The organism is Streptomyces sp. CNQ329, assembly GCF_000482585.1.
Genome location: NZ_AXVU01000039.1, coordinates 12,329 through 25,908, shown reverse-complemented (window position 1 = coordinate 25,908; position 13,580 = coordinate 12,329). Strand labels below are relative to the sequence as shown.

The 13,580-nt window shown below is 72.8% G+C and carries 11 protein-coding genes and 1 riboswitch; of the genes, 6 read left to right on the top strand and 5 right to left on the bottom strand.

Annotation, left to right across the window (positions count from 1 at the left end; all coding sequences use genetic code 11):
* Positions 1–36: 36 nt before the first annotated feature.
* From I003_RS0123230 to I003_RS0123205, 6 genes are all read left to right on the top strand, one after another.
* On the top strand, positions 37–843 hold the full coding sequence (locus I003_RS0123230) for a GntR family transcriptional regulator (protein WP_027773707.1): 807 nt from the start codon (positions 37–39) through the stop codon (positions 841–843).
* A 184-nt stretch (positions 844–1,027) separates the two neighbouring features.
* Positions 1,028–3,262, top strand: coding sequence for a carbon starvation CstA family protein (locus I003_RS0123225; protein WP_078564290.1), 2,235 nt, complete (start codon positions 1,028–1,030; stop codon positions 3,260–3,262).
* Entirely contained in the window at positions 3,259–3,462 is a 204-nt protein-coding gene (locus tag I003_RS0123220) for a YbdD/YjiX family protein (protein WP_027773705.1), read from the top strand. Before I003_RS0123225 ends, I003_RS0123220 begins: the two co-directional genes overlap by 4 nt.
* Before the next feature lie 94 nt (positions 3,463–3,556).
* Positions 3,557–4,075, top strand: a complete 519-nt coding sequence (locus tag I003_RS0123215) for a GNAT family N-acetyltransferase (protein ID WP_027773704.1) — start codon at positions 3,557–3,559, stop codon at positions 4,073–4,075.
* Between the two features lie 58 nt (positions 4,076–4,133).
* Positions 4,134–4,281: riboswitch (cobalamin riboswitch) on the top strand.
* A gap of 161 nt (positions 4,282–4,442) precedes the next feature.
* On the top strand, positions 4,443–6,878 hold the full coding sequence (locus I003_RS0123210; protein WP_027773703.1) for a ribonucleoside-diphosphate reductase subunit alpha: 2,436 nt from the start codon (positions 4,443–4,445) through the stop codon (positions 6,876–6,878).
* Positions 6,869–7,894: a ribonucleotide-diphosphate reductase subunit beta gene (locus I003_RS0123205; RefSeq protein WP_037721511.1), complete on the top strand. Its 1,026-nt coding sequence runs from the start codon at positions 6,869–6,871 to the stop codon at positions 7,892–7,894. The genes I003_RS0123210 and I003_RS0123205 overlap by 10 nt, the downstream gene beginning before the upstream one ends.
* 140 nt (positions 7,895–8,034) lie before the next feature.
* On the opposite strand, the gene I003_RS0123200 is transcribed toward I003_RS0123205, so the two are convergent.
* From I003_RS0123200 to I003_RS0123180, 5 genes are all read right to left on the bottom strand, one after another.
* Positions 8,035–8,769, bottom strand: coding sequence for a D-Ala-D-Ala carboxypeptidase family metallohydrolase (locus I003_RS0123200; RefSeq protein WP_027773701.1), 735 nt, complete (start codon positions 8,767–8,769; stop codon positions 8,035–8,037).
* A 172-nt stretch (positions 8,770–8,941) separates the two neighbouring features.
* On the bottom strand, positions 8,942–9,589 hold the full coding sequence (gene def / locus I003_RS0123195; RefSeq protein WP_027773700.1) for a peptide deformylase: 648 nt from the start codon (positions 9,587–9,589) through the stop codon (positions 8,942–8,944).
* 84 nt (positions 9,590–9,673) lie between these two features.
* Entirely contained in the window at positions 9,674–10,666 is a 993-nt protein-coding gene (locus I003_RS0123190; protein ID WP_027773699.1) for a hypothetical protein, read from the bottom strand.
* Positions 10,667–10,829: 163 nt separating this feature from the next.
* A complete protein-coding gene (locus I003_RS0123185; protein ID WP_027773698.1) occupies positions 10,830–12,140 on the bottom strand; it encodes a metal-dependent phosphohydrolase in 1,311 nt (436 codons plus the stop codon).
* Positions 12,137–13,501, bottom strand: a complete 1,365-nt coding sequence (locus tag I003_RS0123180; RefSeq protein ID WP_486584348.1) for an HD-GYP domain-containing protein — start codon at positions 13,499–13,501, stop codon at positions 12,137–12,139. The genes I003_RS0123185 and I003_RS0123180 overlap by 4 nt, the downstream gene beginning before the upstream one ends.
* Between the last annotated feature and the right edge of the window lie 79 nt (positions 13,502–13,580).

The following is a 13,580-nucleotide window of genomic DNA, read 5'->3' as shown; positions in this document are numbered from 1 at the left end:
GTGCCAGGATGTGAGCCGCTACCAGACGGAGGAGTCATGAGGACGAACGCCGGACCGGCCGAGGGAACGCCGGCTGCGACGGTACCGGCAGCCGACGAGCCGGGACGTGCCGGGGGGAACACCGGGCGGACCACCCGTGTGCCCAAGTACTACCGGCTCAAGCGGCATTTGCTGGAGATGACCGAGACCCTTCCTCCCGGCACGCCCGTGCCGCCGGAGCGTACGCTCGCCTCCGAGTTCGACACCTCCCGTACGACCGTGCGCCAGGCGCTGCAGGAGCTGGTCGTGGAGGGGCGGCTGGAGCGGATCCAGGGCAAGGGCACGTTCGTGGCCAAGCCCAAGGTCTCGCAGGCCCTCCAACTGACCTCGTACACCGAGGACATGCGTGCCCAGGGTCTCGAACCCACCTCGCAGCTCCTGGACATCGGCTACGTCACCGCGGGCGACCAGCTCGCCGAGCGGCTCGACATCACCGCCGGCGGGCGCGTGCTGCGCATCGAGCGGCTGCGCCTGGCCAACGGCGAGCCGATGGCCATCGAGACCACCCACCTGTCGGCCAAGCGCTTCCCCGCGCTGCGCCGCAGCCTGGTCAAGCACTCCTCGCTCTACACCGCGCTCGCCGAGGTCTACGACGTCCACCTGGCCGAGGCCGAGGAGACCATCGAGACCTCGCTCGCCACGCCCCGCGAGGCCGGGCTGCTGGGCACGGACACGGGCCTGCCGATGCTGATGCTCTCGCGCCACTCCGTCGACACCCAGGGCGAGCCGGTGGAGTGGGTCCGGTCGGTCTACCGGGGCGACCGGTACAAGTTCGTCGCCCGCCTGCGCCGCCCGGTGGGCTGAGCGGCCTCGCGGCGGCGGACCCGGCGCCGGGCCGGGTCCGCCGCGGCCTCCGGCGGCCGGCAGCGCCCCGGCCGGGGACTTTCGTGATCGGATAGCGACGGCGCACCCTAGTGACGGCAGCCTGCCCCTGCTCTACATTTCGAGCGCATTGCAAAAGAGTGAGAGCTCAGGGGACGGAGCCGCCATGACTGTGCAAGCACCCCCGGACGCGCCGCGAAGGCCGCGCCCGGATCCGAAGAGCGTGATCCTCTGGACCGTCGTCGCCCTGGTGGGCGCCCTCGGGTGGACGGTTCTGGCGCTCTCCCGGGGCGAGGAGGTCTCCGCGGCCTGGATGGTGGCCGCGGCCCTCGGCTCGTACGCCATCGGCTACCGCTTCTACTCCAAGTTCATCGCCTACCGCGTGCTCAAGGCCGACAGGACGCGCGCCACCCCCGCCGAGCGGCTCGACAACGGCATCGACTTCCAGCCCACGGACCGCCGGGTGCTCCTCGGCCACCACTTCGCCGCGATCTCCGGCGCCGGTCCGCTGGTCGGTCCGGTGCTGGCGGCGCAGATGGGCTTCCTGCCGGGCACGATCTGGATCGTCGCGGGCGTGATCTTCGCCGGCGCGGTCCAGGACATGGTGGTGCTGTTCTTCTCCACCCGGCGCAACGGCCGGTCCCTGGGCCAGATGGCGCGCGAGGAGATCGGCCCGGTGGGCGGTGCCGCCGCGCTGCTCGCCGTCTTCGCGATCATGATCATCCTGCTGGCGGTGCTGGCGCTGGTCGTCGTCAACGCGCTGGCGGAGTCCCCCTGGGGCACCTTCTCGATCGGCATGACGATCCCGATCGCCCTGTTCATGGGCTTCTACCTGCGGATGATCCGGCCGGGCCGGGTCGCCGAGGTGTCGCTGATCGGCATCGCGCTGCTGCTGCTCGCGCTGATCGCGGGCCGGTGGGTGGCCGAGTCCTCGCTCGCGGACACGTTCACGCTGAGCAAGGAGTCGCTGGTCATCTGGATGGTGATCTACGCCTTCATCGCCTCGGTGCTGCCGGTGTGGACTCTGCTCGCGCCCCGCGACTACCTGTCGACGTTCATGAAGCTCGGCACCATCGCGCTGCTCTTCATCGGCGTGCTCGTGGCCGCGCCGACGCTGAAGATGGAGGGCGTCACCGACTTCGCCAAGGACGGCACCGGACCGGTCTTCGCCGGCTCGCTCTTCCCGTTCGTCTTCATCACCATCGCCTGCGGCGCCCTGTCGGGCTTCCACGCCCTCATCTCCTCCGGCACCACACCCAAGATGGTGCAGAAGGAGACGCAGGTGCGGATGATCGGCTACGGGTCCATGCTGATGGAGTCCTCCGTGGCGATCGTGGCGATGATCGCCGCGTGCGTGCTGGACCCGGGGCTCTACTTCGCGATGAACTCCGCGCCCACGGTGATCGGCGACACCGCCCAGTCGGCCTCGGAGGCGATCCAGGGCCTCGGCTGGGAGATCACGCCGGCGGCCCTGCAGGCGGCGGCCGACTCCGTCGAGGAGCCGTCGCTGCTCTCCCGTACCGGCGGCGCACCGACGTTCGCCCTGGGGGTCTCGGAGATCTTCTCCAGCGTGACCGGGGACAGTCTCAAGGCGTTCTGGTACCACTTTGCGATCATGTTCGAGGCGCTGTTCATCCTCACCGCGCTCGACGCGGGTACCCGGGTGGGCCGCTTCATGCTCCAGGACACCCTCGGCAACGTCTACAAGCCGCTCAAGCGCGTGAGCTGGTGGCCGGGGCTCATCGGCACCAGCGCGGTCGTGGTGGGGCTGTGGGGCTACTTCCTGTGGGTCGGCGTCAACGACCCGCTCGGCGGCATCAACCAGCTCTTCCCGCTCTTCGGCATCACCAACCAGTTGCTCGGCGCGGTCGCGCTGACGATCTGCACCACGCTGCTGATCAAGTCGGGGCGGCTGAAGTGGGCGTGGGTGACGGGGATCCCGCTGGCCTGGGTCGCGGTGGTCACGCTCACGGCGAGCTGGCAGAAGGTGTTCTCCGACGACCCGCGAGTCGGCTTCTTCGCCCAGGGCGACGTGGCGCAGGAGGGCATCGACTCCGGCAAGCTGTCCGGGCAGGAGCTGGAGGACGCCGAGACGATCGTCACCAACACGACGGTCGACGGGGTGCTCTCCGCGGTCTTCGCGCTGCTGGTGGTCGTCGTGATCCTGGACGCGGCCCGGGTGTGTGTGAAGGCGCTGCGTAACCCGGAGTCCGTGGTCAGCCACGAGGAGCCGTACCACGAGTCGTCGATCATCGCGCCGGCGCAACTGATCGCGACCAAGGAGGAGAAGGAGGAGCTGGCCGCGGCCGGGCTGGGCAGCGGCGGCGGCTTCAAGCCGGGCACGGGACCGGGCGCCGGCGCCGGTGCCGCTGCCGGTGCGCGCGACGGAGGCGGCTCGTGACGGGGACGGCGACGCTGGCCGCGGCCGGGCGCAAGGTCTGGTGGTACGTCCGCGAGGTGATCGGCGACACGGCCTACGAGCGCTACGTCGCGCACCTGCGCGCGCACGACCCCGAGGCGGAGGTGCCCACCCGGCGCGCGTTCGAGCGGATGCGCACGGACGCGGGCGACGACCCGCGCAAGGGCTTCCGCTGCTGCTGAGAGCGGTGCGGCCGATGCCGCAGACGGACGGGCCGCCGTCCCCGGCTTCCGGGGGCGGCGGCCCGTTGTCGGTGGCACAGGGCAGACTCGGAGGATGGACTTCACGGTGCGGCCGGTACGGCCGGGGGAGTACGAGCGGGCGGGCGACCTGGTCGCCGAGGCGTATCTGGCGGACGGGCTGCTGACGTTCGGCGAGGCCGACGAGTACGTGCACGAGCTGCGCGACGTGGCCCGCCGGGCGACGGCGGAGCACGCGGAGGTGCTGGTCGCGGTCGACGGCGACGGCCGGCCGGACGGCGGGCGGATACTCGGCAGTGTGACCTTCGTGACGGCGGGGTCGCCGTTCGCGGAGCTGAGCGGGCCCGCGGAGGGCGAGTTCCGGATGCTGGCGGTCTCCCGGGAGGCGCGCGGCCGGGGCGTGGGCGAGGCGCTCGTACGGGCCTGTCTGGACCGCGCCCGGGAGCTGGGCGCGCACCGGATGGTGCTGTCCAGCACCCCGGAGATGGCGACGGCCCACCGGCTGTACGGGCGGCTGGGGTTCGTCCGCACACCGGAGCGCGACTGGATGCCGCTGCCCGGTCTGCCGCTCTGGGCCTTCGTCGCGGACCTCTGACGCCCGACCGGCAGGCGACACAACATATAGGGGCACTTCCCTGACGAGCCACTAGATGTATGCTCTTCCTAGCTGCCGACGCAGGGGAATCCGGTGGAAGTCCGGAGCTGTCCCGCAACGGTAAGCGACGTAGCGCCCTGCCCCGCCGCGCGCCGGCGGGTCGGTACGTCGCGAGCCCGAACACCTCCGGCGGCTGTCGATGACGTCCGGGTCTCGCGGATTGGGCTCACGGACGCAAGCGGGTCCGCTCCCGGCGGTGTTCGGATGGGGGCACGGTGCACGCGCGCCCTGCGCGCTGCGGGGACCCCGCGTGCGCCCGTACCGCCTCTCTCCCGCGCGGCCCCGCCGAGCGAGGGAGAGCAGCACCTTGACGATCGCACCACCGGCCGCGCTCACGGAGCCCGCCTCAGCCACCCCCCGAGCGGACGACGGCCCCGCCGCCGCGCTCGCCCGCACCCTCGCCGAGCTGACCGCGGACCTGCCCGCCACCGCCCCGGACCGGGTCGCGGCCGGCGCGCTGCGGGGCCGGCACCCGGGCTCCGGCGAGGCGGAGCTGCGGGAGCTGGCCACCGAGGCGGCGGCGGCGCTGATCGCCGAGGAGCCCGAGTACGCGCGGCTGGCCGCCCGGCTGCTGACCCGGGCCGTCGCCGAGGAGGCCGCCGGCCAGGGCGCCACGAGCTTCTCCGCCTCGATCGCCGTGGGCCACCGCGAAGGCCTCGTCGCCGACGGCACCGCCGCCTTCGTCCGGCGGCACGCCGCCCGCCTCGACGCCCTGGTGGACGAGGCCGCCGCCGAGGGCCGCGACGACCTCTTCGGCTACTTCGGCCTGCGTACCGTGTACACCCGCTATCTGCTGCGCCACCCGACCGAACGCGCCGTCATCGAAACCGCCCAGCACTTCTTCCTGCGCGTCGCCTGCGGTCTGGCCGCCGACGAGTCCGACGCCGCTCTGGGCGAAGTCGCCGAGCTGTACGGGCTGATGAGCCGCCTGGGCTACCTGCCCTCCTCCCCCACGCTCTTCAACTCCGGCACCCGCCACCCGCAGATGTCGTCCTGCTACCTGCTGGACTCCCCGCGCGACGAGCTGGACTCCATCTACGAGCGCTACCACCAGGTCGCCCGGCTCTCCAAGCACTCCGGCGGCATCGGCATCCCCTTCACCCGCGTCCGCGCCCGCGGGTCGCTGATCCGCGGCACCAACGGCCACTCCAACGGCATCGTCCCGTTCCTGCGCACCCTGGACGCCTCCGTCGCCGCCGTGAACCAGGGCGGCAAGCGCAAGGGCGCCGCCTGCGTCTACCTGGAGCCCTGGCACGCCGACGTCGAGGAGTTCCTGGAGCTGCGGGACAACACCGGCGAGGAGGCGCGCCGTACCCACAACCTCAACCTCGCGCACTGGATCCCGGACGAGTTCATGCGCCGCGTCGAGGCCGACGGCCTCTGGTCGCTCTTCTCGCCCGCCGACGTACCCGAGCTGACCGACCTGTACGGCGAGACGTTCGACGCGGCGTACGCGCGCGCGGAGGCCGAAGGCCGGTACGTCAGGCAGGTCCCCGCACGGCAGTTGTACGGCCGGATGATGCGTACCCTCGCCCAGACCGGCAACGGCTGGATGACGTTCAAGGACGCCGCCAACCGCACCGCCAACCAGACGGCCGAGCCCGGTGCCGTCGTGCACTCCTCGAACCTGTGCACCGAGATCCTGGAGGTCTCCGACGACGGCGAGACCGCGGTGTGCAACCTGGGTTCGGTCAACCTCGCCGCCCATCTGGGCGACCCCGCCGGCGGCTGGGAGGAGGCGATGGACTGGGAGAAGCTGGACGCGACGGTCCGTACCGCCGTGACGTTCCTCGACCGCGTCGTGGACATCAACTTCTACCCCACCGGGCAGGCCGCCGCGTCCAACTCCCGCTGGCGGCCCGTGGGCCTGGGCGTGATGGGCCTGCAGGACGTCTTCTTCCGGCTGCGGCTGCCGTTCGACTCCCCCGCGGCACGCGCGCTGTCCACACGGATCGCCGAGCGCATCATGCTCGCCGCGTACGCCACGTCCGCCGGCCTCGCCGAGCGGCACGGCGCGCACCCGGCCTGGTCGCGCACCCGCGCGGCCCGCGGCGTGCTGCACCCCGACCACTACCCCGAGGCCGACGTGACCTGGCCGGAGCGCTGGACCGCGCTGCGTGCCCGGATCGCCGCGAGCGGTCTGCGCAACTCGCTGCTGCTGGCCATCGCGCCGACCGCGACGATCGCCTCCATCGCCGGCGTCTACGAGTGCATCGAGCCGCAGGTCTCCAACCTCTTCAAGCGCGAGACGCTGAGCGGCGAGTTCCTCCAGGTCAACTCCTACCTCGTGGCCGAGCTGAAGGAGCTCGGGGTATGGGACGCGCAGACCCGCGAGGCGCTGCGCGAGCACGAGGGGTCCGTCCAGGAGCTGACCTGGATCCCCGAGGAGGTCCGCTCGCGGTACCGCACGGCGTGGGAGCTGCCGCAGCGCGCGCTGATCGACATGGCCGCGGCCCGTACGCCCTACCTCGACCAGGCCCAGTCTCTCAACCTCTTCATGGCCGCGCCGACCATCGGCAAGCTCAGCTCGATGTACGCCTACGCCTGGCGCTCCGGGCTCAAGACGACGTACTACCTGCGCTCGCGCCCGGCCACCCGGATCGCCCGCTCGGCCCGCGCCGCCGGGCCCGCCGGCGTACCCGCGGGCCCCGTCCCCGTACCCCTGCCCGTGCAGCAGCCGCACGCCGACGACGCCGTCGCCTGCTCCCTGGAGAACCCCGAGACCTGCGAGGCATGCCAGTGACCACCGCCGCCGAGGAGAAGAACCTGCTCGACCCCGGCTTCGAGCTGACCCTGCGCCCCATGCGCTACCCGGACTTCTACGAGCGCTACCGGGACGCCATCAAGAACACCTGGACCGTCGAGGAGGTCGACCTCCACTCCGACGTCTCCGACCTCGCCAAGCTCTCTCCGGGCGAACAGCACCTCATCGGCCGGCTGGTGGCGTTCTTCGCGACCGGCGACTCGATCGTGGCGAACAACCTGGTGCTCACGCTCTACAAGCACATCAACTCGCCGGAGGCCCGCCTCTACCTCTCCCGCCAGCTCTTCGAGGAGGCCGTGCACGTCCAGTTCTATCTGACGCTGCTCGACACCTACCTCCCCGACCCGGACGAGCGGGCCGCGGCCTTCGCCGCCGTGGAGAACATCCCGTCGATCCGTGAGAAGGCGCAGTTCTGCTTCCGCTGGATGGACTCCGTGGAGAACATCGAGCGGCTGGAGACCAGGGAGGACCGCCGCCGCTTCCTGCTCAACCTCATCTGCTTCGCCGCCTGCATCGAGGGCCTGTTCTTCTACGGCGCGTTCGCCTACGTCTACTGGCTGCGCTCCCGCGGCCTGCTGCACGGTCTCGCGACCGGCACCAACTGGGTGTTCCGGGACGAGAGCATGCACATGAACTTCGCCTTCTCCGTGGTCGACACGGTCCGCGAGGAGGAGCCCGGCCTCTTCGACGAGGAGCTGGGACGGCAGGTGCGCGACATGCTCGACGAGGCGGTGCGGGCGGAGCTGCAGTTCGCGCGGGACCTGTGCGGCGAGGGCCTGCCGGGGATGAACACCGACTCGATGCGCGCGTATCTGGAGTGCGTGGCCGACCAGCGGCTCGTCCGGCTGGGCTTCGCGCCCGTGTACGGATCGCAGAACCCGTTCGCGTTCATGGAGCTGCAGGACGTGCAGGAGCTGACGAACTTCTTCGAGCGCCGCCCGTCCGCGTACCAGGTGGCGGTGGAGGGCTCGGTCGCCTTCGACGACGAGTTCTGAGACGACGGCCTGGAGTAGGGGCGGTCTTCGGGGAGACGGCCTCCCGGGACGCAGCGCGCCGGCCGGACCCGCGGGGCGGATCCGGCCGGCGACTGCCCGCTGCTGCGGCGCCGTTGCCGCGCTGCTGCGGTCTCCGGCGGTCAGATGCCGCAGGAGGGAGCGGACCAGTAGCGCGAAGACCGGCCGTCCACGTGCGTGTGGTCGTTGTGGCCCGGGTAGCCGGGACCGAGGATCCCGCCGAAGCCGTGGGTACGCGCCTGCTGGGCGAGCCTGCAGAACGACGGGGAGCCGACGAGGTCGGCCGCCGTGCCGTACAGATGCTGGCTGTTCGAGGCGCCACCGACCGCGTTGTTGCACGAGACGGAACGGAAGCCGCTGCTGATGTTGATCGGCACGTCGCCCAGGGCGTGCCGCATCGCCTCCAGCTTCCACATGGTGCGCTTGGCGTTCTCCTTGGCCGTCGCCGCGGAGACCGCACCACCGCCCCAGGTGGAGTTGCACTTGTTCAGTTCGGGGAAGGTGAAGTGCACCGGCGTGCAGTCGGCGTCCTGCAGGCTGTAGATCTTGCTGAACGTGTTGGGGCCCGCGACGCCGTCCGAGGCGAGCCCGTACGCACTTTGGAACTTGGCGACGGCGGCCTTGGTGCGGGGGCCGAAGTTGCCGTCGATGGCGAGGGTCTCACCGGACGTCACGTGGCCCGCCACCCGGATCTGCAACTGGGTGACGTCGGAGCCGGACGCGCCTTCCGAGAGCGTGCGGTTCCAGGTGTAGCACGAGTCCGCCTGCGCGGTGCCGGCGGTCGCGACCGTGCCGACGACACCTGCCGCCGCGATCATGGCAATGCTGAGGATGAGTCTGACCGTACGTCTGAGCATCGGGCCTCCGTACCGTACGAATGGGGGGCTCCGAGCCTCGCGTGCGCCGGGCGCGCGGTCAACGCGCTGTCCGGGCGCCAGTGGTCTCGACCACTGCCGTAACCGCCGCGCAAGGGGCGGCGGTGACGGCAGTGGCGCGCCGGCCGGCGGCCTGCCCGGCAGGCCGGGGGCGTCAGTCGTTCGGGACCGTCTCGTAGCGCGGGGTGTTCTCCGCCATCTGCTGCATGACGTCCTTGCGCTCGCGCTTGGAGAGCCGGTCGATGTAGAGCCGCCCGTGCAGATGGTCCGTCTCGTGCTGCAGGCAGCGGGCGAAGTAGCCCGTGCCGTGCACGCGGACGGAGTTGCCGTCGAGGTCGCGGCCGCTCACCACCGCGTAGTCCGGGCGCGCCAGCGACATGTACGCACCGGGCACGGACAGGCACCCCTCGTTGCCGTCGTCGAGCTGGCGGCGGTCGGCGGGCAGCTCCTCCAGCACGGGGTTGCACAGGGCGCCCACGTGTCGTACGCCGTCGTCGTCCGGGCAGTCGTAGACGAAGACCTTGAGGTCCACGCCGATCTGGTTGGCCGCCAGTCCCACGCCCTCCGCCGCCCGCTGGCTGGCGAACATGTCGTCCACGAGCTGCCGCAGCGTGTCGTCGAACTCGGTGACGTCCTGGCACTCGCGGTGCAGCACCGGATTGCCCACCACCGTGATCGGCCTGACCGTCCCCCGCTCGCGGGCCGCCCGCTCACGCGCCTCGGCGTCCGTCACGTCGTCGAGGAACACGTCCGGCGACTCCGCTTCCCGCCCCACCTGCTGCTGTTCCGCCTGCTGCGTCATCCTCGCCGTACGCCTTCCTGGTTCCCGCCCACACGAGCTTTGCGTCAAGACCGGAGTCCAGGGTACGGCCAGGCGGCGACAGCCTCAGACGACTTCTTCCAGATCCCGCCAGTCCCGGGTGTCCGGGCTGTCCGCGGCCCAGCTCTCCAGCAGGCCGCGCACCAGCGACGCGGGCGCGGCTATCCCGCACTCCCGCTCCGGCACCCACAGACCGTCCTCGGTGCGGTGCACCAGCGGCCCCGGCTGACCCGGCTCGCTGTGGTCGTGCGGGTCGAGGGTCGCCTGCAGCGAGCCCTCGGCGCTGGGCATGCAGCTCTCCGAGCAGGTGCGGCAGAGCAGCCGCACCGACGACGACCAGTCCTCGGCCGCGTACCCCGCCTCGGCGGCCAGCAGCTCGACGGCGTCCCGGTCCGCCTCGGTGGCCGCCTCCAGCAGCACCACCCACGTCGGCACCGGCGACGGCGCCCACAGTTCTATCTCGTCGAAGACCGGGTACGAGGGGCCCGCAAGCGTCGCCCGCTCGCCGTGCGGCACCCCGTCGTGCAGCACCACCTCGCCCCAGCGCCGCCCCGACGACGGCAGCGGGATGCTCTGCACCTCGATCCGCGCCGGGTCCAGGCGACGGCCCCAGACGACCTCCGCCTCGCCCTCGGGTGACAGCCGCACCGCGGCGCTGCCCAGCTCCATGTCCTCCGGCGGGTCGCCCGCCCCCTGGTGCGTGGCGCCTCCGGGCACGTTCAGCCCGTACGCCTGCCAGGCCCGCCGCGCCAGCGGCCAGTCCTGCAGCGCGGTGGCGGCGATGCCGACGTTCCACCAGTCCGGCGCGCCCGCCTCGCGGTCGAGCAGCGCGACGGCCCGCAGCCCCGCGGTGCGCGCCTGCTCCCAGTCGTGCCGGAACTTGTGCAGCAGCGCAAGGTTGAACCACGACTCCGACAGCCAGGGCTCCAGGCCCGCGGCACGGGTGAGCAGCGCGCCCGCGTCGTCGTACCGGCCGTCGCCGATCAACGTGAACGCGCGGTCGGTCGCCTGCCGCCACGAGGCGGAGGGCCGATGCCGTGTTCTGCCGAAGATCTTCACGATTCCTGCCTGCCGTCTTTGACTCCAGGATGACCACTGTGCGGCCCGTCCGCACGGCGTGCTCTCCCGGGGGTGCCGTTGCTCCCCGCAACTTCCTGTCCGCTCGGGTGCCGGGCTATGCCCGCATCCAACCACGCGGTGCCGTACACCCGCTTCTTACCGGTCAGTTCGCGCACACGCCACTCGCCAGCACCTCCCGCAGCGCGTCCACCACGGCCGGGTCGTACTCCTCCGCGGTCGCCAGCCGCAGCCGCTCCAGGGCAGCGAGCGGCCCGGCGGCTTCCGCGCCCTCACCCTTCGCGTTCCCCGTCACCAGTACGTCGTATGCAGCCGCCACGCGCACGATACGGGCAGCGACCGGCTGGTCACGGTACGGCTCCGCCTGCCGCTCCACGACGACCGCCACCTCGGCGGCCACGCCGGTCTGCCGCACCACGGCACCGCCCAGCAGGGCGATGCGCCGCCGGTCGGCGAGGCCGGCCGATCCCGCCGGCTCCGAGGTGCCGCCGGCCGGCACGGGGTCGGCCAGCGACAGCTTGCCGAGGTCGCGCATGAGCGCCGCCTGCTCCAGCACGTCCAGCTCCCGCTCGGAGAGCCCGAGCACCCGGCCGGTCGCGCGGCTGAGGGAGGCGACGCGGTGGGCGTGCCCCTGGGGGTGGTACCCGGCCATCTCGGTGGCGCGGGCCAGGGAGGCGATGGTCTGGCGGTACGTGCGCCGTACGGCGGCGTAGCGGCGGAAGGAGACCTGGGTGAGGAGCAGCGGCAGGCTCAGCACGGGCAGCGCCCACGGCCCGGTCACCTGGGCGGCGAGCGCGATGACGACGCCGGTGGCGCACATCGCGGAGCCGACGCCGGGCAGCGCACGCAGTTCTTCGCGCAGCAGAGGGCCGTACGGCCAGCCGGTGCGGGCCCGGGCGAGACAGGCGGCGAGCGCGGCGTCACAGAGCGCGGTCAGGGCCAGGACGCCGAGCAGCGCCAGAACGTAGCCGGGGCCCGCGGAGAGGCCGGCGACCGGGCCGCCGGCGCGGTCGTCGGGGGCGCCGGCGCACAGGGGGCGGCAGCAGGCGGCGGCGAAGGCGGTGCCGAGGACCCGGCGGACCAGGTGCTCCGCGGTGGGACCGCAGCCCCGGGCGACGTGCGGGACGGTGCCGACGACGGTGGCGGTGAAGGATACGGCGGCGATCTCCAGTACGGCGCCGCCCGCGGTGTCCGCGGGGATGCAGAGCAGCGCGTACCCGAGCGCACCGGCGGTCGCCAGCGGCGCGGGGATGCGCGGGGAGGCGCCCGCCCGGTGGTCGCCCGCCACTTCGCCGACCACGATGAGCAGGCCGAAGGCGAGCGCGGCCCCGGGCTGGGCGAGGCCGTGCCACAGCGTCCAGCAGAACCCGGCCGCGGTCACCGCCCCCGCGGTCCCGACCGCCACGCGCACCTCGGGCGGGGCCGGGTGCCGGGAGCGGAGAACCGATTCGCTCACGGGGCGCCGCCGCTGCGTACGACGGCCTCGGCGGCGGCCGTACCGTCCGCCGCCCCGCCGCGCAGCGGCGCGGGGACCGTCACGGGCTCGTCCGCGGTGACCTCGGCGTGCCAGCCGCGGCGCTCGACCGCACCGGTCAGCGCGCGCACCATCCGGGGATCGAACTGCGTGCCCGCGCACCGCCGCAGCTCCGCCAGCGCCGCGGGCACCTCGCGCGCGCGGCGGTAGGAGCGGGTCGACGTCATGGCGTCGAAGGCGTCGGCCACCGCCACCACCCGGGCGTATTCCGGAATCCGCTCGCCGGTGAGACCGTACGGGTAACCGCGGCCGTCCATCCGCTCGTGGTGGTGCAGGATCGCCGAACGCACCTCCTCCAGGAAGCCGATGCCGCGGACGATCTCGTGCCCGTACTCCGGGTGCAGTTCGATGACCCGCCGCTCCTCCGGCGTCAGCGGCCCCTCCTTGCGCAGGATGCGCGTCGGCACGCCGAGCTTGCCCACGTCGTGCAGGATCCCGGCGAACCGCAGCACCTCCTGCCGCCGCTCGTTCATGCCCAGTTCGCGCGCGATGAGCACCGAGGCGCGGCCGACCCGTTCGCTGTGCCCGCGGGTGTACCGGTCCTTGATGTCGACGGCCTGCACCAGCGCGCGGATCGTCGCCTGGTGCGCCGCGCGTTCGCGGTTGGCCTGGGCGAACGCCCAGCAGGACATGGCCATCGGCAGCAGCACGAGCAGCCCGCTGGCGGGGCCGTGCGGGCTGTGCCAGAGCATCGCCATCATGAGCCCGGCGAGACCGTGGACGAGGTACGTGCCCGCCGCCGCGGGCGCTCCGGCGAGCGCCGCGCGCGGCGGGCGGCGCTCCGCGGCGGCCTGCATCAGGGCGCCCAGGCAGGTGAGCACGGTCCAGAAGGCCGCGACCGCGACCAGCGCGGCGGGCAGCAGCTCGGGGAATCCGGCCTCGCCGAGCCCGGCGCCGCCGGGCACGTGCCCGGCGGCGTACGCGGCCGCCCAGCCGGCGAGCGCCAGTTCCGCGGCCCGCCACAGCCGCCGCGGGAGGGCGGGCTGCTCGGCGATCCGGGCCGTCAGCGCGCCCGGAAGGGGGACGAGGGCCGCCGCGGAGGGCGGCAGCAGAAACGCTCCTGCAAGCAGGAGCGGGAAGAACGCGCCGATGCCGCCGGGCAGCCCGCCGGCGAGCGGCGGGACACGCCAGAGGTGTTCACCGGCCGCGTAGACGGCGGCGAGCAGCGCCAGCGCCGCCCACGGAGTCGCCGCACCGGGCCGCAGCGCCGGAGCGGCACACGCCGCCGTGGCGAGCAGGGCGGAGAGCAGACAGACGCGCCCGGCCGCAGAGACTCGCGCCACCTGCCCCATCGGCCCCACGCTCCTCGTCCGCGCTGTACTCCGTACGAGTTGGGGAGCATAGGGCCGCACCTACGGCCGA

Excerpts from the sequence above, each read along its gene's own strand:
- I003_RS0123230 (WP_027773707.1), top strand. The coding sequence starts at position 37 with ATGAGGACGAACGCCGGACCGGCCGAGGGAACGCCGGCTGCGACGGTA.
- I003_RS0123225 (WP_078564290.1), top strand. The coding sequence starts at position 1,028 with ATGACTGTGCAAGCACCCCCGGACGCGCCGCGAAGGCCGCGCCCGGAT.
- I003_RS0123215 (WP_027773704.1), top strand. The coding sequence starts at position 3,557 with ATGGACTTCACGGTGCGGCCGGTACGGCCGGGGGAGTACGAGCGGGCG.
- I003_RS0123205 (WP_037721511.1), top strand. The coding sequence starts at position 6,869 with ATGCCAGTGACCACCGCCGCCGAGGAGAAGAACCTGCTCGACCCCGGC.
- I003_RS0123200 (WP_027773701.1), bottom strand. The coding sequence starts at position 8,769 with ATGCTCAGACGTACGGTCAGACTCATCCTCAGCATTGCCATGATCGCG.
- def (WP_027773700.1), bottom strand. The coding sequence starts at position 9,589 with ATGACGCAGCAGGCGGAACAGCAGCAGGTGGGGCGGGAAGCGGAGTCG.